This window comes from Micromonospora sp. DT62, assembly GCF_049847285.1.
Taxonomy (GTDB): domain Bacteria; phylum Actinomycetota; class Actinomycetes; order Mycobacteriales; family Micromonosporaceae; genus Micromonospora; species Micromonospora reichwaldensis.
Map to the genome: position 1 here is coordinate 254,895 of NZ_JBNCOB010000007.1, position 19,875 is coordinate 274,769.

Sequence of the window (19,875 nt, forward strand, 5' to 3'; positions counted from 1 at the left end):
ACACGTTCGCTACACCAAGGCCCCGCGCTCCCGGTGTACCTGGTCGACGAGCCGGTCCGCCACCCCGTCCACCGGTAGTTCGACGCGCTCGCCGGACGCCCGGTCGCGCAGTTCCACGTACCCCTCGGCGAGACGCCGGCCGACCACGACGGCGCGCGGGATGCCGATCAGCTCGGCGTCGGTGAACTTCACCCCGGCGGAGACGTGCGTCCGGTCGTCGACGAGCACCCGCAGGCCGGCGGCGGCGAGCCGCCCACCGAGCTCCAGCGCCGCGTCGAGCTGCGGCCCCTTCCCGGCAGCCACCAGGTGTACGTCGCACGGCGCGACCGCCGCCGGCCAGACCAGTCCCCGCTCGTCGTGGTGCTGTTCGGCGATCGCCGCGACCGCACGGGACACCCCGATCCCGTAGCAGCCCATGGTCGGCCGGACGGGCTTGCCGGCGGGACCGAGCACGTCGACGGCGAAGGCGTCGGTGTAGCGGCGCCCGAGCTGGAAGATGTGCCCGATCTCGATGCCGCGCCGCATGGTCAGCTCGCCGGTGCCGCAGGCCGGGCACGGGTCGCCGGGGCGCACCTCGGCGGCCTCGACCGTGCCGTCCGGCATGAAGTCCCGGCCGCAGACCACCCCCGTCGCGTGCCGGCCCGGCTCGTTCGCGCCGGTCAGCCACGCGCTGCCCGGCACGACCCGGGGATCGGCCAGGTAGCGGATGCCCAGCTTCGCCAGGACCTGCGGGCCGAGGTAGCCACGGACCAGCTCGGGGTGGGCGTCCCAGCCGTCGAAGACGTCCACCGTGGCCGGGGCGACCGCCGCGCCGAGTCGCTTCAGGTCGACCTCGCGGTCGCCGGGCAGCCCGACCACCAGCAGCTCGGCCTCCTGCACGCCGGGACGGCGTAGGGCGAGCACCACGTTCTTCAGGGTGTCGGCGGCGGTCCAGTCGTTCCGGCCGCCCAGGCGTCGGGCGTTGGCGAGCTCGACCAGGCTGGCGATGGTCGGGGTCTCGGGGGTGTCGTGCACCTCGGCCGGCGGCTGGGCGTCCGGGTCGCCGGCCGCCGGGGCGGGCGTGGTCACCGCCTCGGTGTTGGCCGCGTAGTCGCAGGCGGTGCAGCCGACGAAGGTGTCCTCGCCGACGGGCGTGGCCGCCAGGAACTCCTCCGACGCCGAACCGCCCATCGCCCCGGAGGTGGCGCGCACGATCGTGTGTTCCAGCCCGAGCCGGTCGAAGATCCGCCGGTACGCGCCGCGGTGCCGCTCGTACGCCGCCGCGAGGCCCGCCTCGTCGAGGTCGAACGAGTAGGCGTCCTTCATCAGGAACTCGCGCCCGCGCAGCACTCCGGCGCGCGGCCGGGCCTCGTCCCGGAACTTCGTCTGGATCTGAAAGAGCGTCACCGGAAAGTCCCGGTACGAGCTGAACAGGTCCTTGACCAGCAGCGCGGCCAGTTCCTCGTGGGTGGGCGCCAGCAGGTGCTCCGCGCCGCGCCGGTCGGCGAGGGTGAAGATGTCGTCGCCGTACTCCGTCCACCGGCCGCTGGTCCGGTACGGCTCGGCCGGCAGCAGTGCCGGGAAGTGCACCTCCTGGTCGCCGATCGCCGTCATCTCCTGCCGGACCACCTCGGTGACCCGGTCCAGCACCAGCTTGCCCAGCGGCAGCCAGGTGTAGCCGCCCGGTGCGGCGCGACGGATGTAGCCGGCGCGCAGCAGGAGCCGGTGGCTCGGCACCTCCGCGTCCGCCGGGTCCTCGCGCAGGGTCCGGAGCAGCAGGGTCGACATGCGTAGCAGCATTGGCGCAGCGTACGGGGGCCGGCGGCGGGACGACGATCCATTTTGGGTACGGCGGTCAGCCGGGTTCCGGGGCGGGTGGCGTCGCCGGGACGGGGCCGAGCAGGCGACGCGGGCCCTGACCGGTCTCGCCGAGGTGGTCGTCGGTGTTGCGCAGGAGGCAGCGGTCGATGGAGAGGCAGCCGCAACCGATGCAGTCGGTCAGGTCGTCGCGCAGGTGCTGGAGCTGGGCGATGCGCTGGTCGAGTTCGGCCTGCCAGGTGGTGGAGAGCGCGGCCCAGTCCTCCCGGGTCGGGGTACGCCCGTCCGGCAGGCCGGCCAGCGCCTCGGCGACGAGCCGGAGCGGGATGCCGACCCGTTGGGCGACCCGGATGAAGGACACCCGCCGGATCACGTCGCGGGGGTAGCGGCGCTGTCCGCCACTGGTGCGTCGACTGTGGATCAGCCCCTTGGCCTCGTAGAAGTGCAGGGCCGTGACGGCGACGCCGGTGCGGGCCGCGACCTGGCCGACGGTCAGTTCGGTGTGTTGGGGCGGGAGGCTCGCCATGCCGGCATGCTAGCGGCTTGACCTCGACCATGGTCGAGGTTGAAGACTCGCGTCATGGAGCCGATACGGATCGGAATCGTCGTCGGGTCGACGCGTCCCGGACGACGGGGCAGGGCGGTGGCCGAGTGGGTGCACCACGTCGCCCGCCGCCCGGCGGCGGAGGCCCCGGCCCGGCCGGTGGCGGCGAACCCGACCCCGCCGCCGGCCGCCGACCCCGGCCGGCGAGGGGCGGACCGGGCGGCCCGCCCGTGACCGGCATCGCCGCGGCTCCCGCCGCCACCGCCCCCGTCGCCGGTCGCCGGGCGGCGACGGCCGTCCTGCTCGCCGGCTCCCTGCTGACCGTGCTCGCGGGCGCGGTGCTGACCCCGGTGGTCGAGCTGATCCGCGGTGAACTGCGGCTCACCGGCACCGCCGCCGGGCTCGTCCTCACGGCGCACGGACTCTCCCTCGCCCTCGCCGGCCCGCTGGTCGGCCGCGCCATCGACCGGTGGGGGGTGCGCACGCCCCTGGCCCTCGGGCTGATCCTGTACGGCCTCGCCGGCGGCGCGGGTCTGGTCACCGACAGCTACCCCCTGCTGATCGCCACCCGCCTGCTCTTCGGCGTCGGCGCAGCGCTGGTCTTCGCGGGGACCACGCTCGGGCTGCTCGACCTGTACGAGGGGGCGGCCCGCGACCGGGCGATGGGCTGGCGGTCCACCGCGATCAGCCTCGGCGGGGTGCTGTTCCCACTGCTGGGCGGAGTGCTGGGCGGGCTCTCCTGGCACGCCCCCTTCGGCGTCTACCTGGTCGGGGTGCCGCTCGGCCTGGTCACGCTCCGGGTGCTCCCGCGGCGTCGCGTCGCCGTCGACGCCGGCGCGCCACCGGGCCGGCTGGGCTCGCTGTGGAACCTGCTCCGTGGGCATCCCGCGCTCGTCGGGATCTACGGCCTCCAGGTGGTGACCAGCCTGCTGCTGTACGGGGTGCTGGTGTTCCTGCCGCTGCGGCTGGCCGAGGTCGGCATCACCGAGACGGCTGTCGTGGCCCTGTTCACGGGCGCCCCGTCGCTGGCCATGAGCGTCGTCGGCCTGGGCTACGCCCGGGCCCGGGCCCGCCTGGGCCAGGTGCGGCTGCTCGCGATCACCCTCGCCGTCTTCACGGTCGCGCTGGTCACCCTCGGGCTGACCGGTTCGCCGGCGCTCATGCTGGTCGCGCCGGCCGTGTTCGGGATCGGCATGGGGCTGGTCGTGCCGGCGCTGACCGTCCTGGTGGCCGAGCACTCCCCGCCCGCCCGGCGCGGCCAGGCCACCGCGATGCTGGCCAGCGCCACCTTCGCCGGCCTGTTCGTCTCGCCGCTGCTGCTCGGGTCGGTCCAGGCGGCCACCTCGACGCGCGGCACGTTCCTGGCCGGGGCGGCGCTGGCCGGTGTCACCCTGGCGCTGCTCGCCGTCCGCCTGCGCGGCGGTCAGCGGTCGTCGGCGACCTGACCCGGTCGACGCGGCCCGCGCCCCCGTCGGCCTGTTTCAGCGGGACGGACACTGTTCCAGCGGGACGGACACGGGGACCCGGCGGCTGGGCGGAACGCCGCGTTCCGCCCAGCCGGCTCAGCGGGCGCCGTGACCGGCGGGCGTGACCTGATCCAGCAGGCCGGCGAGCCGTTCGGCCACCGGCGGGGCGTGCAGGTGCAGCCGGGCCACGTTGATGCTGTCCTCGCCGACCACCGCGAGCAGCGCCTGCGAGCTGACCGCGTAGACGCTCAGGTAGCCGCTGGCGTTGCGGACGGTGGACTGCTGGAAGTCGCCCTGCCCCAGCCGCAGCCCGACCTGCCGGCCCAGCCCGTACGTGGTGGCGGCGAGCGCCGCCAGGTCGTTCGGGTCGACGTCGGTCTGCAGGTTGTGGGTGATGAGCAGGCCGTCCACGCCGCCGAGGACGCAGCCGTGCACCCCGGGGATCTGGAGGCGCAGCTCCGAGAGCTCGTGCCCGATCGCCGGGTACGGCAGCGACGTGTTCCCGGCCAGCGACGGAGGCAACGACCGGGGTGGGGGAAGGGTGCCCGTGCGCGCGGTGCGGCGGGGAAGTGGGGTCTCGGTGTCGTCGATCCCGCTCACAGCTCCAGGCTCTCCTCGATGCTGCGGAGCTGGTGACGCGCCATCGCCAGGTTGGCGCGGCTCTTGCTCACCATCAGATAGAGGAAGAGCCCCTTGCCGGTGCGGCTGGTCACCGGGCGGATCAGGTGGTACTGGGTGCCGAGCGTGATGAGGATGTCCTCGATCTCGTCGTTCAGGTTGAGCATCTCGATGGTGCGCAGCTTGGCGCGGACGACATCGGTGTTGCCGGCGGCGGCGACGGTCAGGTCGATCTCCCCGGTTCCGCCCGCCACGCCGAGGGTCATTCCACTGTTGTAGTCGACGAGTGCGGCGCCGATCGCGCCGTCGATGCTCATCGCGGTCTTCAGTGCCAGGTCGAGGTTCGGCACGGTGTTTCTCCCAGGACGTACGGGCGGCGTCGCCGTCTGCGGTGCAGAGGGTGACCCGGCGGTGACAAGTGTTACGACCTTGTTAAAAAAGGCTTGGACGAGGCTCGCACACCGGAGGCCACAGCGCACCTGCTGGCGCCGCCATCCACCTGACCGGACCGTGCCGGTCGCCCGGCAGTCCCCGCAAATAGGACGCTCCGACGGATGGCCGACAGCGCCATCGAAGTGTTCAGCTCGGGCGGGGCACGGCCGGCGCATCCTGCCACGATTCCGCCCTCCACGATGACCTCCGCCACGTTTGTTCCTCGGCTCCCCCGCCGCCGGCCCTCCTGGTGAAGACTGTCCCGCGTCGGGAAGGGACCCTTGCCCCACCGGAAGCGATGACGAGGCGCCCTTCCCTGCCGCACGTCGGAGGGATGATCAGGTGCGCTGGCGCAGTTACGTGGCGGTCGGGGACAGCTTCACCGAGGGCATGGACGACGCGTACCCGGACGGCAGCTACCGGGGCTGGGCGGACCTGGTGGCCACCCGGCTGGCCGCCGGGGCCGGCCCCGACTTCCGGTACGCGAACCTGGCCATCCGGGGCCGGCTCTTCCCGGGCGTGGTGGCCGAGCAGGTGCCCGCCGCGCTCGCCATGAGGCCCGACCTGATCAGCTTCGCGGCCGGCGGCAACGACGTGCTCCGCCGCACCTTCGACCCGGACGCCCTGGTCACCCGCTTCGACGACGTGGTGCGCAGGCTGCGCTCCGGCGGCGCCGACGTGGTCCTGTTCCGGTTCGCCGACGTGATGGCCCGGCTACCCGGCCAGCGCCTCGTCGCGCCCCGGGTGCAACTGCTCAACCGGGCCGTCGGCGAGACCGCCGAGCGGCACGGCGCCATCCTGGTCGACCTGTACGCCGACGACGCGTACCTCAACCCGATGCTCTGGAGCACCGACCGGCTGCACCTGTCGGAGGCCGGGCACCGGCGGGTCGCCGCGCAGGTGCTCAACGCGCTGGGCGTCGGCTGCGACGAGGAGTGGCTGATGGTGCCGCCGCACCCGGCGCCGACCCCCTGGCTGGCCGCCCGCGCCGCCGACCTGCGCTGGGCCGGGCGGCACCTGGCGCCGTGGATCAAGCGCCGGCTCACTGGCCGCTCCTCCGGCGACACGGTCACCGCCAAGCGCCCGTCGCTCGGCCCGATCGTCGACTGAGTCGTGCTCACCCTGCACACCGCGCCGCTGCTGCGGACCGCGCCCGACGCCCCGCCCGTCGCTGGGGCCGCCGTCGCGGTCCGGGCCGACCGGATCGTCGCGGTCGGACCGCTGGCCGAGCTGACCGAGTCGTACGCGGGAGCCCGGATCCGCCGCTGGCCCGGCACGCTCGGGCCAGGACTGGTGCACGACGGGACGCTGCCGGCCGCCGACACTCCCCGCGAGCGGGTGCACGCGCTGCTGCGCCTCGGGGTGACCGCCGTGCTGGCCGGCCACCTGACCGATCCGGCGCTGCGGGCCGCCGTGGAGCGCGGCGACCTGCTGGTGCTGCCCGCCGCCGCACCGCCGACGCTGGCTCCCGGCGGGCGCGCGGACCTGGCGGTCCTCGCCGCCGACGGCGCCTGTCTGGTGACCGTGGTCGCCGGCCGGATCGCCCACCGCCGCGCCTGACCGTCCGGCGGCGCCATTTCCGATGGCCGGCCGCCGGCCCGGGATGCGGCGTACCTTGGGGATCATGTCTGTGCCGAGCGATCCCGATCCCCGACTCCAGTCGTACGCGGACCCGCAGCGGTTGGTCACCACCGAATGGTTGGCCGAGCACCTGGGCGACGAGGGCCTCGTCGTCGTCGAGTGCGACGAGGACGTGCTGCTCTACGACACCGGCCACATCCCGGGCGCCGTGAAGGTGGACTGGCACACCGAGCTGAACGACCAGGTGACCCGGGACTACCTGGACGCCGAGAGCTTCGCCGAGCTGTGCGCCGCCAAGGGCATCGGCCGGGGCGACACGGTCGTCTTCTACGGCGACAACTTCAACTGGTGGGCCGCGTACGCCCTCTGGGTGTTCACGCTCTTCGGTCACCCGGACGTACGGCTGCTCGACGGCGGCCGGCAGAAGTGGGTCGCCGAGGGCCGCGAGACGACCCGGGACAAGCCAGCCCGGCCCCGCGCCGACTATCCGGTGCCGCAGCGCAACGACGCGCCGGTGCGGGCGTACCGCGAGCAGGTGATGGCGCACGTGGCGGCGGGCCGTCCGCTGGTCGACGTCCGGTCGCCGGGCGAGTACACCGGCGAGATGCTGCACATGCCGGACTATCCGCAGGAGGGCGCGCTGCGCGGCGGGCACATTCCGGGCGCGGTCAGCAAGCCGTGGAAGTCCGCCGCCAACGACGACGGCACGTTCAGGTCGGCCGACGAGCTGCGCGCGATCTACGCCGACCAGCTTGGGCTTAGCCCGGACGACGACATCGTGGCGTACTGCCGCATCGGCGAGCGGTCGAGCCACACCTGGTTCGTGCTGCGGCACCTGCTGGGCTACCCGCAGGTGCGCAACTACGACGGCTCGTGGACCGAGTGGGGCAACCTGGTCCGGGCCCCCGTCGTGAAGGGCGACCAGCCCGGCGGCCTGGCCAGCTGACGCGCCGGCCGGTCCCCGCGCGCCCGCCACGGTCGCACGGGGATCGGCCCTGCCGTGGTACGGGACAGGTCAGCCGGCGGAGAGCGACACCGCCCCGAACAGGTTCCGGGTCACGCCCGTGATCTCGCGGGTCTCCGGCCGCCAGCGCAGCAGCCCGCCCGGGTTGTGGCGCAGCAGCACCGCGCCGTCGGAGTCCCAGCCGAGCACCTCGCAGCAGCCCTTCCAGCGGTCCCGGCCCAGGTCGAGCAGGTGGGTCACGATGCCGGTGTCGGCGTTCAGCAGCGCGACGCCCTCCAGCCCACCCATCGTGTCCGTGGTGATCCAGCCGGCGCGAGCCACCCGGTTTCCGCGCTGCCAGCCCCGCCCGTAGAACTCGTCGACCCGGTGACCGGGTGGTAGCGCGCGGAAGTCGACCCGGCGGATGCTCCGGTGCGTCCCGCCGTCGCCCCAGCGGACCTCCGTCAGGTTCGGTGGTGTGCCGCCCAACTCCAGCAGGAGATCCGGCTGACCGGTCGGATCGGGCACTGCCACGTTCCAGGGCGACACCGGGATCTTCCGGGCCGCGCCGGTGTGCGGGTCCAGCTCGTACGCGGTGTCGTCGTCGCCGACGAGCAGCCGGTCGCCGGACCAGAGAACCTGCTCCAGATAGCCCTTGAGTGGGTGGCGGCGTACGGCGGCGGTGGTCAGGTCGACCACGATCACCTCGTCGGTCTGGGCGAAGGCGGCCGTCCGCCCGTCCGGGGAGAGGCTTCCGCTCTTCAGTGGCACCGCCTCGTTGCCCCCGGCGTCGCGGGTCGGGGCGGGGGTGACCACGTCGAGGTCGCGTACGACGCCGTCGTCGCCGAGGACCCGGATCCGGCCGGCGACGCCGGTCTCGGGGTCGACCGGCTGGTGCAACGCCAGTGCCCGGCGTACGGGCCGGTCGGAGAGCGTCGCGCCGACCGGGTCGCCGAGGCGGCCCAGCGGGTGCCCCGGATAGGCCAGGTCGGCCGGGGGCGTCTGCACGGGTACGGGGTGCGGGGTCGGGCTCCGGTCCGGTGTCGCGGTGGTGGCCGATGGTGGCGGCGCGGCGGGGCGCAGGGCCAGTGCCGTACCGCCGGTGAGCAGGGCGACCGCGAGCATCGTGGCGCCGGCGGCGCGGCGGGCGCGACGCACCCGGCGGGCCCGTTCCCAGCCGGTCGCGGCGGGGTGCGCCGGCCGAACGTCCTCGGCGGCGACGGTGAGCAGCCGGTGCAGTTCGTCTTCCCTCACGGGTTCACCTCCATTCCGGTGACCAGGCCGCCGCCGGGCCGTCCCTCGTCGCGTCCCAGCTCCGGCGCGATCTCCCGGAGCCGGCGCAGCGCCATGTGGCACTGGCTCTTGACGGTGCCGACGGTGACGCCGAGCGCCTCGGCGGTGGCGGCCTCGGTGAGATCCTCGAAGTAGCGCAGCACCAGTACGGCCCGCTGCCGGGGCGGCAGGTGGCCGAGCGCGTCGCGCAGCGCGAGCCGCAGCGCCCCGTCGCCCTCGGTCGTGGCCCGCTCCGGCGGGTACTCGCTCAGCCACTCCCGGCGGCGCCGCCGCCACCAGGAGACGGCGTCGCGGTAGAGGATGGTCCGCACGTACGCGGCCGGGTCGCCGTGCCGCACCGAGGGCCAGCGCAGGGCGAGCTTGAGCAGGGCGTCCTGGAGCAGGTCCTCGGCCTGGTGCCGGTTGCCGCAGACCAGGTAGGCCGCGCGCAGCAGCCGGTGCTGGTGGCACTCGACGAAGGTGACGTAGCCGTCCCGCCCGTCGTCGGTCGTCGGCGGTTCCATCCGCCCTCCCCTCCGGCCGGCCGTCGCGCGTCGCGCGTCACAAGACAGACGCACCGGGGCCCGGAAAGGTTGGGCGGCAATTCTCGGGAGTGCCGGACGGCGTCGGCGCGACCGACGCGGTACCGGCGGTCACGCCCCGGATGGGCGGTGCCCGGTCAGGCGTCGGGCGCGCCGCGCAGGTAGCGCTGGACGGTCGGCGCGACCCAGGCGACCAGCTCGGCCGGGTCGGCGTCGACCACCGGGGGCAGCCGGAGCACGTACCGGGTCAGCGCCAGGCCGAGCATCTGGCTGGCGACCAGCCCCGCCCGCCGGGGGGCCTGCGCCGGTTCCGGCACGACCCGGGCCACCGCCGTGGTGAGCTGGTCGGCGAAGATGCCCCGCATCCGCTCGGCCGCCGTCGGGTTGGTGGCGGCCGTACGCAGCAGCGCGGCCATCGTCCCGTCGGTCTCCCACCGGTCGACGAAGTGCCGGACCAGCAGCTCGCCGAGCCGTTCGGGTGGCGCGTCGGCCAGCTCGGGCAGCCGCAGGTCGAACTCGGCCGCCGCCGCGAAGAGCCCCTCCTTGCTGCCGTAGTAGCGCATCACCATCGACGGGTCGATCCGCGCGTCCGCCGCGATGGCCCGGATGGTCGCCCGGTCGTAGCCGTCGGCGGCGAAGCGTTCGCGGGCGGCGCGGAGGATCGCCGCCCGGGTGGCGTCGGAGCGGCGGGTACGGGTCGGCGCGGCGTCGGTCATGCCCACGACCGTATGCCAACGCCTGTTGACACTCCACCGTCGGCCGCCCTAACGTTGCCAACAAGCGTTTGCCAACAGCTGTTGGCAAGAAAGGACGGAGGTCGATGATGCTGCCCACGAGCACGGACGTCCTGGTGGTGGGCGCCGGCCCGACCGGGCTGACCGCCGCGCTGACGCTCGCCAGGCGCGGGGTCGGCGTGACCGTGGTCGACCGGCTGGACCGGCCGCCGCGGACCTCCCGGGCGGCGGTGGTGCACGCGTACACCCTGGAGACGCTGGACCGGATCGGCGCCGGCGCCCCGCTGGTGGCGCGCGGGCTGCGGTCGCCGGGCTTCACCGTCCGCGACCGCGACCGGGCGCTGCTCACCGTGCCGTTCGACACGCTGCCCTCCCGGCACGCCTACGCGCTGATGGTGTCCCAGTCGGTCACGGAGGAGGTGCTCGCCGGGCAACTCGCCGCGCTCGGCGTCCCGGTGCTGCGCCCGTACGCGATGACCGGGCTGGCCCCCGACGCGGCCGGCGTGGTCGTCACCTTCGCGGGCGGCGCGACGGTCCGAGCCCACTACCTGGTCGGCGCCGACGGGATGCACAGCACGGTGCGGGAGCGGGCCGGGATCGGCTTTTCCGGCCCGGCCGGCGGCGAGGAGTCGTTCGTCCTCGCCGACGTCCGGCTGGAGAGCGCGCTGCCCCGCGACCGGGTGTCCCTCTTCCTGGCCCGCACCGGCCCGCTGGTCTGGGCGCCGCTGCCCGACGGGGTGGTCCGGCTGGTCGCCTCGGTGGGCGAGGCACCCGCCACCCCCGACCGCGCCTACCTCCAGGCGCTGCTTGACGAGCGCGGCCCGGCCCGCCGCCCCGACCGGGTGACGGAGGTGCTCTGGGGCTCCCGGTTCCGGATCCACCACCGGATCGCCGACACCTTCCGCAGCGGGCCGGTGCTGCTCGCCGGCGACGCCGGGCACGTGCACAGCCCCGCCGGCGGGCAGGGGATGAACCTCGGCATCGTGGACGCGGTCGACCTCGGTGACACGCTCGCCGACGTGCTGGCCGGCGCGCCCGACACGCTGCTCGACGCGTACGCGGCCCGGCGCCGCCCGATGGCCGGGGAGGTGGTGGCCCTCGCCGCCCGGCTGACCCGGCTCGCCACCCTGCCGCCGGCCGCCCGGCCGGCCCGGAACCTGCTGTTCCGCCTGCTCGGCGCCGTGCCGCCGGCCCGGCACCGGATCGCGATGCGCCTCTCCGGCCTGCACCACCGCGACGGGACGCGCGGCCAGGCCGCCCGGTGGATCAGGCGCGACGGGGCGCGCGGCTAGGCTGCCCCGGTGGGTCAGGTCTGGCGTGACTGGGGTGGCGTGCTGCTCGCCGTGGCCGCCGGGCTGCCCCTGCTGGCCCTCCTCACCGCCGTGCTGGCGCGCCACCGCCGCGACGCCGCGACGGTCGGGGAGTCGTGGCGGCGCAGCGTCGCCGAGGTGGGCGCGGTGGTCGGCACCCTGCCGTGGGTGTGGATGATCCTCACTCCCCGGCCCGCGCCCCGGCAGGTCGACCTGGTGCCGCTGCGCGACCTGGCCGACCTGCTGACCGGGCCGCCGGCGACCGCCGTGGTCCAGGTCGTCGGCAACCTGCTGGTCTTCGCCGCGCTGGGCTTCTTCGCCCCGGTACGCCTGGCCGCACTGGCCGGCGTCGGCCGGCTGTTCCTGCTCGGGGCGGCCGGTTCCGTGCTGGTCGAGTCCCTCCAGTACGCGCTCGACCTCGGCCGGGTCTCCTCGGCCGACGACGTGCTGCTCAACGCGACGGGCGCCGCCCTGGCCGGGCTGCTGTCGCGGCGTTGGTGGGCCCGGCGGCCGGTGCCGGCGCGGCCGGTCGCAGCGTCCGCCACGCCGCGAGGGTGACCAGCACGAAGACCCCGGCCACCGCCGCCGCCACCGGTCCCACCCCGTACGCCGCGCCGGCCACGCCCGCGAGGGCCGCCCCGACCGGCGCGGTGAGCAGGCCGACCATCCGTTGGGCGGCGCCCACCCGGCCGAGCAGGGCGGGCGGCACGTGGCGCTGCCCGTACGACGCCCACAGGCCGTTCCACACCGTGGTGCCGGCCGCGAACACGGCCAGCGCCAGCCCGCCGGGCACCGGGTGCCGGGCCAGCGCGAGCCCGGTCAGCGCGACGGCCTGACCGGCGAGCACGAGGCGCAGCGCGGGCACCGTGCCGAGCCGGGCGGCCAACCGGCCGGCCCCGAGCCCGCCGACGAGCCCGCCGAGGACCGCCCCCGCGGCGAACAGCCCGTACCCGGCCGGCGGCACCCGCAGCACGTCGAGCGCGTAGAGCACCAGCACCGCCATCAGCCCGCTGATCGCCAGGTTGCTCCCGGCGGTCGCCACGGTCAGCCGCCACAACATCGCGTCCCCGCGCACCCACCGCACCCCCTCGATGCCCTCCCGCCACACCGACCGCCGCCCGGGGCTCGCGCCGGGGCGGGATGGGACGGGACGGAGGGCGAGGGTCAGCAGGGCGGCGCAGAGGAAGGTGAGGGCGTCCACGGCGAACGGCAGCGGGGCGGCCAGGGCGAAGAGCACGCCGGCGGCCGGGGCACCGAGGAAGCCGCCCGCCACCGCCGAGCCGGCCTGGAGGCGGCCGTTGGCCCGGGGCAGCGCGGCCGGCGGCACCACGGACGGGAGCATCGCGAACGAGGCGGCGTCGAAGAGGGTGCCGAGCGCGGCGAGCAGGAAGGCCACGGTCACCAGCGCGGCGACGCCGGCCCGGTCGAGGGCGACCGCGAGGGCGAGGGCGCCGATCACGGCGGCCCGCAGGCCGTCCACCACCGCCATCGTCCGGCGGCGGTCCCAGCGGTCCGCGTACACGCCGCCGAGCAGGCCGAACAGCAGCGGCGGGAGCTGCCCGGCCACGGTCACCGCCGCGATCACCCGGGGATCGCGGGTCAGCGTCGCGGCCAGCAGCGCCAGTGCCGGCGTACGCAGGGCGTCGCCGAGACGCGAGGACACGGCGGCGGACCAGAGTAGCCGATAGTCGCGGCCGAGCGGGGGTGCGGTCATGCCGGCGACCCTCCGGGCTCGACCGGGTCGAGGGTCAAGGGGCCCTGACGCGCCGGTCACCGGCGCGGACGTGAGCCAACCGACGGGTAGCGGAGGCTCCACGCCGGGCCGGTCGAGGTCTACGCTTGCCCGGTGACGGTCGAGCAGCAGGCACGGGGCAGGGCGAACGGTGCCGCGGGGTCGGCCCGGCGCCGGTCCCGCAAGGACGAGATCCTGGAGATCGCGGTCGGCCTCTTCGCGTCCCGGGGCTACCACGGCGTCTCGATGGACGACATCGGCGCGGCCGCCGGGGTCACCGGCCCGGCGCTCTACCACCACTTCGCGGGCAAGGAGGCCATGCTGGTCGCCGCGCTGATCCCGGTCAGCGAGGAACTGCTGGCCGGCGGCCAGCAGCGGTCCGCCGGCCACCCCGACGACCCGCGCGGCGCGCTGGAGTCGCTGATCGACTTCCACGTCGACTTCGCGCTGGCCAACCCGGCGGTGATCGCCCTGCACCTGCACGAGCTGGACCGCCTCCCCGACGAGCCGCGCCGCCGGATCCGCCGGCTCCAGCGGCTCTACGTCGAACAGTGGGTGACGGTGCTGACCACGCTGCACCCGGGCATGCCCGACGGCGAGGCGCGGGTGCTGGCCCACGCCGCGTTCGGCCTGATGAACTCGACGCCGTTCCTGGGCGGCGAGGTGGACCGGCGCCGCCGGGCCGAGCTGCTCCGCGCCGCCACCCTGGCCGCCCTCCTGGCCCACCCCGGTTCCTGAACCGGGGGCAACTCGTCAGTAACCTTCCGGCCGTGGTTCCCTAGCACCCGTCCCCACCCCCGGACGCTGGAGGGAAACATGATCGAGTCGCTGCTGGTCGCCAACCGGGGCGAGATCGCCCGCCGGATCATCCGGACCGCCAGGCGGCTCGGCATCCGCGCGATCGCGGTGCACTCGGAGGCCGACGCCGGCCTGCCGTTCGTGACGGAGGCCGACGAGGCGGTGTGCGTGGGCCCGGCCAACCCGGCCCAGAGCTACCGCAACGTCGAGGCCATCCTCGCCGCCGCCAAGTCGACCGGCGCGCAGGCCATCCACCCCGGCTACGGCTTCCTGTCGGAGAACGCCGACTTCGCCCGTACCGTCGAGGCGAGCGGGCTGATCTGGGTCGGGCCCGGCGCGGACGCGATCACCGCGATGGGCGACAAGATCAACGCCCGGAACCTGATGGCGGCGGCCGGGGTGCCGGTCGCGCCCGGCACCACCGACCCGGCGGCCGACCTCGACGCGGCGGTCGTCGCGGCGGCGGAGATCGGCTACCCGGTGATGGTCAAGGCCGCGGCCGGTGGCGGCGGCATGGGCATGGGCGTGGCGACCGACGAGGCCGCGCTGCGCACCGAGTACGACAAGGTGCGCTCCTTCGCCGAGCGGATGTTCGGCGACGGCTCGGTGCTGATCGAGCGGTACTTCCCCCGGGTGCGCCACGTCGAGGTGCAGATCCTCGGCCTGGCCGACGGCCGGGTGGTCGCCCTCGGCGAGCGGGAGTGCTCGGTGCAGCGGCGCAACCAGAAGCTGGTCGAGGAGTCGCCGTCGCCGGCGGTCTCCCCGGAGCTGCGCGAGCGCATCCTGGCCGCCGCCGTGCGCGCTGGCGAGGCGGTGGGCTACCGCAACGCGGGCACCGTGGAGTGCCTGCTGGTCCCGCGTCAGCGGGACGCCAAGGGTGCGGGCTCCGCCTCCGAAGAATTCTTCTTCCTGGAGATGAACACGCGGCTCCAGGTCGAGCACCCGGTCACCGAACTGGTCTATGGCGTCGACCTGGTCGAGGAGCAGTTGCGGGTGGCCGCCGGCCTGGCGCCCACCTTCGACCCGGACGCGCTCGCCCCGCGCGGGCACGCCATCGAGCTGCGGATCAACGCCGAGGACCCGAAGCGCTTCCTGCCCGGCCCCGGCGTGATCAGGACCTGGGTGGAGCCGACCGGCGAGGGCGTCCGGGTGGACTCGGGCTACGTCGAGGGCAACACCGTCACCCCGTTCTACGACAGCCTGATGGCCAAGCTCATCGTCAACGGCGCCACCCGCGCCGAGGCGATCGAGCGCGCGAAGACGGCGGTGGCCGCCTTCGAGCTGGCCGGCCCGAAGAACAACCTCCCCTTCTTCGCTGAACTCCTGGAGAACGAGGAATTCCTCTCCGGCGACTACGACACGGCCATAGTCACCCGAATGCGCTAACCCTCGCTGGTCTCCCGCCCCGTTGATCATGAAGTTGTTGCCCTCGGTTGCGGCGTGTCGTGGCGATAACTTCATGATCAACCGGGATGGGGCGGTGGAGGGGGTGGGAGGCTGGAGGGGACAGAACAGCTCTGCGTCACAGTGAGGTGACCCCTTATGGCGGAAATGCCGAACTCCGTGTCGATCCGGGAGGTCGGGCCGCGCGACGGGCTCCAGAACGAGGACCCGATCCCGACCGAGGCCAAGGTGCGGCTGCTCGACGCCCTCTCCGGCACCGGCGTGCAACGGATCGAGGCCGTCTCGTTCGTGCACCCGAAGGCGATCCCGCAGATGGCCGACGCCGACGAGGTGTGGCAGCGGGCCGCGAAGGCCGACGGCGTGCGCTACTCGGCGCTGGTGCCGAACACCCGGGGCGCGCAGCGGGCCCTGGCCGCCGGCTTCACCGAGATCGAGGTGGTGGTCTCGGCCAGCGACACGCACAACCGGCGCAACGTCAACCGCTCCACCGACGAGTCGCTGGACGACATCGCCGAGCTGATCGACCTGCTGCACGGCGCTGGCGCGCGGGCCGAGGTGATCGTGGCGACCAGCTTCGGCTGCCCGTACGAGGGGGACACCGACCCGGCCCGGGTGGCCGCCATCGTGGACCGGGTGGTCCGCGACGGCGCCGACCGGGTGGCCTTCGGCGACACCACCGGCATGGGTACGCCCCGACGGGTCCGCGAACTGCTGACGGCGGTACGCGACCGCAACGCGCACGTCCCCGTGCTGCTGCACTTCCACAACACCCGGGGCACCGCGCTGGCCAACATGCTCACCGCGCTGGAGCTGGGCGTGACCGAGTTCGACGCCAGCGTCGGCGGCCTCGGCGGCTGCCCGTACGCGCCGGGGGCCAGCGGCAACCTGGCCACCGAGGAGGCGGTGCACATGCTGCACGACATGGGCGTCGACACCGGCATCGACCTGGACGCCCTGGTCGAGGTGGCCGAGCTGGCCGAGGAACTGGTCGGCAAGCGGCTCCCGTCGGGGGTGCTCCGCGCGGGCCCGCGTACCCGGCTGACGCCGCTGCCGGGCTGACCACACGCGGGAGGGGCCGGCACGACGCCGGCCCCTCCGTCATGCCCGGTCGGTCAGCCCACCGTGGTGAGCATGCTCGGCCAGCTGTCGCGGAAGATCTCGGACCCGGCGCGGTCCGTGCTGCGGGTGCCGGCGAAGAGGTTGGTGACCCGGTTCGCCTCGGTGGTGCTCGGGTACGGGTTGGTGCAGCTGGTGCCGGCGCTGCCGCCGGACATCAGCAGCGCGCAGTTGCCGTTGTAGTTGTCGGGCAGGCCGAGGATGTGCCCGATCTCGTGGGTCATGATCCGCAGCGGGCTGTACTGCTGGGCCTGCTGGGTGTCGATGTAGACCCGCCCGTTGCCGAGGCTGGTCCGGACGGCGTACGAGCCGCCGCCGGTGATCTGGTAGATCCGCAGGTTGGAGCCGCAGTTCGCCGTGAGCGTCAGGTTCGACGTGGCGTTGTTCCAGATCGAGGCGGCCTGGTTGGCGGTGCCGGCGAAGCTCCCCGCCTGGCTGGTGTTGTAGCAGATGGTCATGGCGGCGGAGGCGGGTGACGGGTTGGCGACCGTGACGCCGAGGGTGGCCAGTGCCGTCGCGACGAACGCGACCGCGAGCCGGTTGAGCCGTGAGGTCATCGTTGACTCCAATCCGGGTGGAGGGGTGTCAGGAGCGTAGCCCTATAAATTCATGATTTTCAATGCCTATCGACCGGGCGCGGCCGGTGGCGTCTCCTCCGTCGGCCGTGGGTCGCCGGGGGGTGGGGGGATGCGCTAGCCTAACGATCGTTCAGGTCAGTCGGTCCGCCCGCGAGGTGGCCGGCTCAGGTGGCGAGGGAGTCGGCGTGACGCTCGACGGTGAGGCACTGGAGCAGCTGCGCAAGCGGGCCCGGGCCGGCGGTGCGGACAAGTACCACGCGGCGAACGCCGCCAAGGGCAAGCTCTTCGCCCGGGAGCGGGTCGCGCTCCTGGTGGACGAGGGCTCCTTCGTCGAGGACGGCCTCTACGCCAACGCGATGGCCGAGGGCCTCCCGGCCGACGGCGTGGTGACCGGCACCGCCACCATCGACGGCCGCCCGGTCTGCCTGATGGCGAACGACTCCACGGTGAAGGCCGGCAGCTGGGGCGCCCGCACCGTCGAGAAGATCATCCGGATCATCGAGCGGGCCTACTCGACCAGCGTGCCGATGGTCTACCTGGTCGACTCGGCCGGCGCCCGGATCACCGACCAGGTCGACCTCTTCCCCGGCCGCCGCGGCGCCGGCAAGATCTTCTGGAACCAGGTCCGCGCCTCCGGCGCCATCCCGCAGGTCTGCGCGCTGTTCGGGCCGAGCGCCGCCGGCGGGGCGTACATCCCGGCGTTCTGCGACGTGGTCGCCATGGTCGACGGCAACGCCAGCATGTACCTCGGTTCCGACCGGATGGTCGAGATGGTCACCGGCGAGAAGACCACGCTGGAGGCCATGGGCGGCGCCAAGGTGCACTGCGCCGAGTCGGGCGTCGGGCACTTCCTCTGCAAGACCGAGGCCGACGCCCTCGACGTGGTGCGGCGCTACCTGTCGTACCTGCCGGCGAACTGGACGCAGCAGCCGCCGGCCGCGCCCGCCGTCGAGGCGCCGGAGAAGGCCGACCTGGCCGCGCTGGTGCCGGCGAGCGAGCGGCAGGCGTTCGACATGCGGCGGTACGTGAAGGGCCTGCTCGACGACGGCTCCTTCTTCGAGATCCAGGCGCTCTGGGCCAAGGAGCTGACCATCGGCTTCGGCCGGCTCAACGGCGAGGTCGTCGGCGTGGTCGGCAACAACTCGATGTTCAAGGGCGGCGTGCTCTTCGTCGACTCGGCCGACAAGGCGACCCGCTTCGTGCAGCTCTGCGACGCGTTCAACGTGCCGCTGCTCTTCCTCTCCGACGTGCCCGGGTTCATGGTCGGCAGCGCGGTGGAGAAGCAGGGCATCATCCGGCACGGCGCCAAGATGATCACCGCGATCTCGGAGGCGACCGTACCCAAGATCTGCGTGGTGGTCCGCAAGGCGTACGGCGCCGGCCTCTACGCGATGGCCGGTCCCGGCTTCGAGCCGGACGCCACGATCGCGCTGCCCACCGCCAAGATCGCCGTGATGGGCGCGGAGGCGGCCGTCAACGCGGTCTACGCGAACAAGATCGCCGCGATCGAGGACGAGACCGAGCGGGCCGCGTTCGTCGCCGCGAAGCGCGAGGAGTACGAGCGCGACATCGACGTGGTCCGGCTCGCCAGCGAGCTGGTCATCGACGCGATCGTCGAGCCGCACGAGCTGCGCGCCGAGCTGGTCCGCCGGTTCGCCGCCGCCCGCACGAAGGAGCGGCACTTCTCCCGGCGCCGGCACGGCGTCACCCCGGTCTGATCCCGCCGCCGGCCCCACCCGGCCGGCGCGGGCCCGCACCGCACCAGCGACCCGTCCGTTTCCGGCGTCACGAGCGCCCGGCGGCCCATCCACACAGGAGGATTCCATGGACTTCCGGCTCACCGAGGAGCAAGAGGCGCTGCGGGAGAGCGTGCGGGAATTCGCGCGCGAGGTGGTCGCCCCGGTCATCGCGGAGCACTACGAGAAGCACACCTTCCCGTACGAGGTGATCCGGCAGATGGGCAAGATGGGCCTGTTCGGCCTGCCCTTCGCCGAGGAACACGGCGGCATGGGCGGCGACTACTTCGCGCTCTGCCTCGTGCTGGAGGAGCTGGCCCGGGTCGACTCGAGCGTCGCCATCACCCTGGAAGCGGCGGTCTCGCTGGGCGCGATGCCGATCTACCGCTTCGGCACCGACGAGCAGAAGGCGACGTGGCTGCCGAAGCTGCTCAGCGGCGAGGCGCTGGCCGGCTTCGGGCTGACCGAGCCGGGCACCGGCTCGGACGCCGGCGGCACCCAGACCCGCGCGGTGCTCGACGAGTCCACGGACGAGTGGGTGATCAACGGCTCCAAGGCGTTCATCACCAACTCGGGCACCGACATCACGGCGCTGGTCACCGTCACCGCGGTCACCGGCACCCGCCCGGACGGCGCCAAGGAGCTGTCCACCATCATCGTCCCCTCGGGTACGCCGGGCTTCACCGTCGCGCCGGGCTACTCGAAGGTCGGCTGGAACGCCTCGGACACGCACGAGCTGACCTTCGACGACTGCCGGGTGCCGGCGGCGAACCTGCTCGGCGAGCGCGGCCGGGGCTTCGCCCAGTTCCTGCGCATCCTCGACGAGGGGCGGATCGCCATCGCCGCCCTGGCCGTCGGCCTCGCCCAGGGCTGCGTCGACGAGTCCATCAGGTACGCGAAGGAACGCCAGGCGTTCGGCCAGCCGATCGGCAACTACCAGGCGATCCAGTTCAAGATCGCCGACATGGAGATGAAGGCGCACACCGCCCGGCTGGCCTACTACGACGCCGCCGCGCGGATGCTCGCCGGCGAGCCGTTCAAGCGGCAGGCCGCCATCGCCAAGCTGCACGCCAGCACCATCGCGGTGGACAACGCCCGCGAGGCCACCCAGATCCACGGTGGCTACGGCTTCATGAACGAGTACCCGGTGGCCCGGTTCTGGCGCGACTCCAAGATCCTGGAGATCGGCGAGGGCACCTCCGAGGTGCAGCGCATGATCATCGCCCGCGATCTGGGCATGTGACGGCGACGGGTCCGGTGGCGTCGAGGCAG

Annotated in this window: 21 protein-coding genes; 12 read left to right on the top strand and 9 right to left on the bottom strand. The window is 74.0% G+C overall.

What is annotated here, in order from left to right; genetic code table 11:
* Positions 1-9 precede the first annotated feature (9 nt).
* Both ACPXCB_RS13775 and soxR read right to left on the bottom strand, forming a co-directional pair.
* Positions 10-1,779, bottom strand: a complete 1,770-nt coding sequence (locus ACPXCB_RS13775) for a proline--tRNA ligase (RefSeq protein ID WP_425875372.1) — start codon at positions 1,777-1,779, stop codon at positions 10-12.
* Between the two features lie 55 nt (positions 1,780-1,834).
* The gene (soxR, locus tag ACPXCB_RS13780; RefSeq protein WP_421456472.1) at positions 1,835-2,323 is read right to left on the bottom strand and encodes a redox-sensitive transcriptional activator SoxR; all 489 of its coding nucleotides are present in this window, start codon (positions 2,321-2,323) and stop codon (positions 1,835-1,837) included.
* Between the two features lie 54 nt (positions 2,324-2,377).
* Between soxR and ACPXCB_RS13785 the strand changes: the two genes are divergently transcribed.
* On the top strand, positions 2,378-2,575 hold the full coding sequence (locus ACPXCB_RS13785; protein WP_425875374.1) for a hypothetical protein: 198 nt from the start codon (positions 2,378-2,380) through the stop codon (positions 2,573-2,575).
* A complete protein-coding gene (locus tag ACPXCB_RS13790) occupies positions 2,572-3,786 on the top strand; it encodes an MFS transporter (protein WP_425875376.1) in 1,215 nt (404 codons plus the stop codon). Before ACPXCB_RS13785 ends, ACPXCB_RS13790 begins: the two co-directional genes overlap by 4 nt.
* 117 nt (positions 3,787-3,903) lie before the next feature.
* Here the strand turns inward: ACPXCB_RS13790 and ACPXCB_RS13795 are convergent, their stop codons facing one another.
* The gene (locus ACPXCB_RS13795; protein WP_425875377.1) at positions 3,904-4,407 is read right to left on the bottom strand and encodes a roadblock/LC7 domain-containing protein; all 504 of its coding nucleotides are present in this window, start codon (positions 4,405-4,407) and stop codon (positions 3,904-3,906) included.
* Positions 4,404-4,775: a hypothetical protein gene (locus ACPXCB_RS13800; RefSeq protein ID WP_132235405.1), complete on the bottom strand. Its 372-nt coding sequence runs from the start codon at positions 4,773-4,775 to the stop codon at positions 4,404-4,406. Before ACPXCB_RS13800 ends, ACPXCB_RS13795 begins: the two co-directional genes overlap by 4 nt.
* Positions 4,776-5,199: 424 nt before the next feature.
* On the opposite strand from ACPXCB_RS13800, the gene ACPXCB_RS13805 reads away from it, so the two are divergent.
* From ACPXCB_RS13805 to ACPXCB_RS13815, 3 genes are all read left to right on the top strand, one after another.
* On the top strand, positions 5,200-5,967 hold the full coding sequence (locus tag ACPXCB_RS13805) for an SGNH/GDSL hydrolase family protein (protein ID WP_425875379.1): 768 nt from the start codon (positions 5,200-5,202) through the stop codon (positions 5,965-5,967).
* 3 nt (positions 5,968-5,970) lie between these two features.
* Complete coding sequence (locus tag ACPXCB_RS13810; protein ID WP_425875381.1) at positions 5,971-6,417, top strand: imidazolonepropionase-like domain-containing protein; 447 nt, start codon at positions 5,971-5,973, stop codon at positions 6,415-6,417.
* 64 nt (positions 6,418-6,481) lie between these two features.
* Positions 6,482-7,384 carry a sulfurtransferase gene (locus tag ACPXCB_RS13815; RefSeq protein WP_425875383.1) on the top strand — a complete coding sequence of 301 codons (903 nt, stop codon included), beginning with the start codon at positions 6,482-6,484 and terminating at the stop codon, positions 7,382-7,384.
* Between the two features lie 69 nt (positions 7,385-7,453).
* Here ACPXCB_RS13815 and ACPXCB_RS13820 read toward each other — a convergent pair whose 3' ends face one another.
* From ACPXCB_RS13820 to ACPXCB_RS13830, 3 genes are all read right to left on the bottom strand, one after another.
* Positions 7,454-8,635 carry a hypothetical protein gene (locus ACPXCB_RS13820; protein ID WP_425875385.1) on the bottom strand — a complete coding sequence of 394 codons (1,182 nt, stop codon included), beginning with the start codon at positions 8,633-8,635 and terminating at the stop codon, positions 7,454-7,456.
* The gene (locus tag ACPXCB_RS13825; protein WP_425875387.1) at positions 8,632-9,177 is read right to left on the bottom strand and encodes a SigE family RNA polymerase sigma factor; all 546 of its coding nucleotides are present in this window, start codon (positions 9,175-9,177) and stop codon (positions 8,632-8,634) included. Before ACPXCB_RS13825 ends, ACPXCB_RS13820 begins: the two co-directional genes overlap by 4 nt.
* 155 nt (positions 9,178-9,332) lie before the next feature.
* Complete coding sequence (locus tag ACPXCB_RS13830) at positions 9,333-9,911, bottom strand: TetR family transcriptional regulator (RefSeq protein ID WP_425875389.1); 579 nt, start codon at positions 9,909-9,911, stop codon at positions 9,333-9,335.
* Positions 9,912-10,015: 104 nt separating this feature from the next.
* Between ACPXCB_RS13830 and ACPXCB_RS13835 the strand changes: the two genes are divergently transcribed.
* Entirely contained in the window at positions 10,016-11,221 is a 1,206-nt protein-coding gene (locus ACPXCB_RS13835) for an FAD-dependent oxidoreductase (RefSeq protein ID WP_425875391.1), read from the top strand.
* 9 nt (positions 11,222-11,230) lie between these two features.
* Complete coding sequence (locus tag ACPXCB_RS13840; RefSeq protein WP_425875393.1) at positions 11,231-11,797, top strand: VanZ family protein; 567 nt, start codon at positions 11,231-11,233, stop codon at positions 11,795-11,797.
* On the opposite strand, the gene ACPXCB_RS13845 is transcribed toward ACPXCB_RS13840, so the two are convergent.
* A complete protein-coding gene (locus ACPXCB_RS13845) occupies positions 11,691-12,953 on the bottom strand; it encodes an MFS transporter (protein ID WP_425875395.1) in 1,263 nt (420 codons plus the stop codon). The two genes, ACPXCB_RS13840 and ACPXCB_RS13845, sit on opposite strands and share 107 nt — an antisense overlap.
* 132 nt (positions 12,954-13,085) lie before the next feature.
* Between ACPXCB_RS13845 and ACPXCB_RS13850 the strand changes: the two genes are divergently transcribed.
* The 3 genes from ACPXCB_RS13850 (at position 13,086) to ACPXCB_RS13860 (ending at position 16,232) form a co-directional block, all read left to right on the top strand.
* Entirely contained in the window at positions 13,086-13,709 is a 624-nt protein-coding gene (locus ACPXCB_RS13850) for a TetR/AcrR family transcriptional regulator (RefSeq protein WP_327030060.1), read from the top strand.
* A 78-nt stretch (positions 13,710-13,787) separates the two neighbouring features.
* A complete protein-coding gene (locus ACPXCB_RS13855) occupies positions 13,788-15,155 on the top strand; it encodes an acetyl-CoA carboxylase biotin carboxylase subunit (protein WP_425875397.1) in 1,368 nt (455 codons plus the stop codon).
* Between the two features lie 156 nt (positions 15,156-15,311).
* The gene (locus ACPXCB_RS13860) at positions 15,312-16,232 is read left to right on the top strand and encodes a hydroxymethylglutaryl-CoA lyase (RefSeq protein ID WP_425875399.1); all 921 of its coding nucleotides are present in this window, start codon (positions 15,312-15,314) and stop codon (positions 16,230-16,232) included.
* 53 nt (positions 16,233-16,285) lie between these two features.
* On the opposite strand, the gene ACPXCB_RS13865 is transcribed toward ACPXCB_RS13860, so the two are convergent.
* The gene (locus ACPXCB_RS13865) at positions 16,286-16,846 is read right to left on the bottom strand and encodes a snapalysin family zinc-dependent metalloprotease (protein WP_425875400.1); all 561 of its coding nucleotides are present in this window, start codon (positions 16,844-16,846) and stop codon (positions 16,286-16,288) included.
* 206 nt (positions 16,847-17,052) lie between these two features.
* Here ACPXCB_RS13865 and ACPXCB_RS13870 point away from each other — a divergent pair, with 206 nt between their 5' ends.
* Both ACPXCB_RS13870 and ACPXCB_RS13875 read left to right on the top strand, forming a co-directional pair.
* Entirely contained in the window at positions 17,053-18,585 is a 1,533-nt protein-coding gene (locus ACPXCB_RS13870; protein ID WP_425875402.1) for an acyl-CoA carboxylase subunit beta, read from the top strand.
* Positions 18,586-18,691: 106 nt separating this feature from the next.
* On the top strand, positions 18,692-19,846 hold the full coding sequence (locus ACPXCB_RS13875) for an acyl-CoA dehydrogenase family protein (protein ID WP_425875404.1): 1,155 nt from the start codon (positions 18,692-18,694) through the stop codon (positions 19,844-19,846).
* Positions 19,847-19,875 lie beyond the last annotated feature (29 nt).

Excerpts from the sequence above, each read along its gene's own strand:
- ACPXCB_RS13785 (WP_425875374.1), top strand. The coding sequence starts at position 2,378 with ATGGAGCCGATACGGATCGGAATCGTCGTCGGGTCGACGCGTCCCGGA.
- ACPXCB_RS13875 (WP_425875404.1), top strand. The coding sequence starts at position 18,692 with ATGGACTTCCGGCTCACCGAGGAGCAAGAGGCGCTGCGGGAGAGCGTG.
- ACPXCB_RS13845 (WP_425875395.1), bottom strand. The coding sequence starts at position 12,953 with ATGACCGCACCCCCGCTCGGCCGCGACTATCGGCTACTCTGGTCCGCC.
- ACPXCB_RS13835 (WP_425875391.1), top strand. The coding sequence starts at position 10,016 with ATGATGCTGCCCACGAGCACGGACGTCCTGGTGGTGGGCGCCGGCCCG.
- ACPXCB_RS13830 (WP_425875389.1), bottom strand. The coding sequence starts at position 9,911 with ATGACCGACGCCGCGCCGACCCGTACCCGCCGCTCCGACGCCACCCGG.
- ACPXCB_RS13860 (WP_425875399.1), top strand. The coding sequence starts at position 15,312 with ATGGCGGAAATGCCGAACTCCGTGTCGATCCGGGAGGTCGGGCCGCGC.
- ACPXCB_RS13815 (WP_425875383.1), top strand. The coding sequence starts at position 6,482 with ATGTCTGTGCCGAGCGATCCCGATCCCCGACTCCAGTCGTACGCGGAC.
- soxR (WP_421456472.1), bottom strand. The coding sequence starts at position 2,323 with ATGGCGAGCCTCCCGCCCCAACACACCGAACTGACCGTCGGCCAGGTC.
- ACPXCB_RS13855 (WP_425875397.1), top strand. The coding sequence starts at position 13,788 with ATGATCGAGTCGCTGCTGGTCGCCAACCGGGGCGAGATCGCCCGCCGG.
- ACPXCB_RS13865 (WP_425875400.1), bottom strand. The coding sequence starts at position 16,846 with ATGACCTCACGGCTCAACCGGCTCGCGGTCGCGTTCGTCGCGACGGCA.
- ACPXCB_RS13775 (WP_425875372.1), bottom strand. The coding sequence starts at position 1,779 with ATGCTGCTACGCATGTCGACCCTGCTGCTCCGGACCCTGCGCGAGGAC.
- ACPXCB_RS13825 (WP_425875387.1), bottom strand. The coding sequence starts at position 9,177 with ATGGAACCGCCGACGACCGACGACGGGCGGGACGGCTACGTCACCTTC.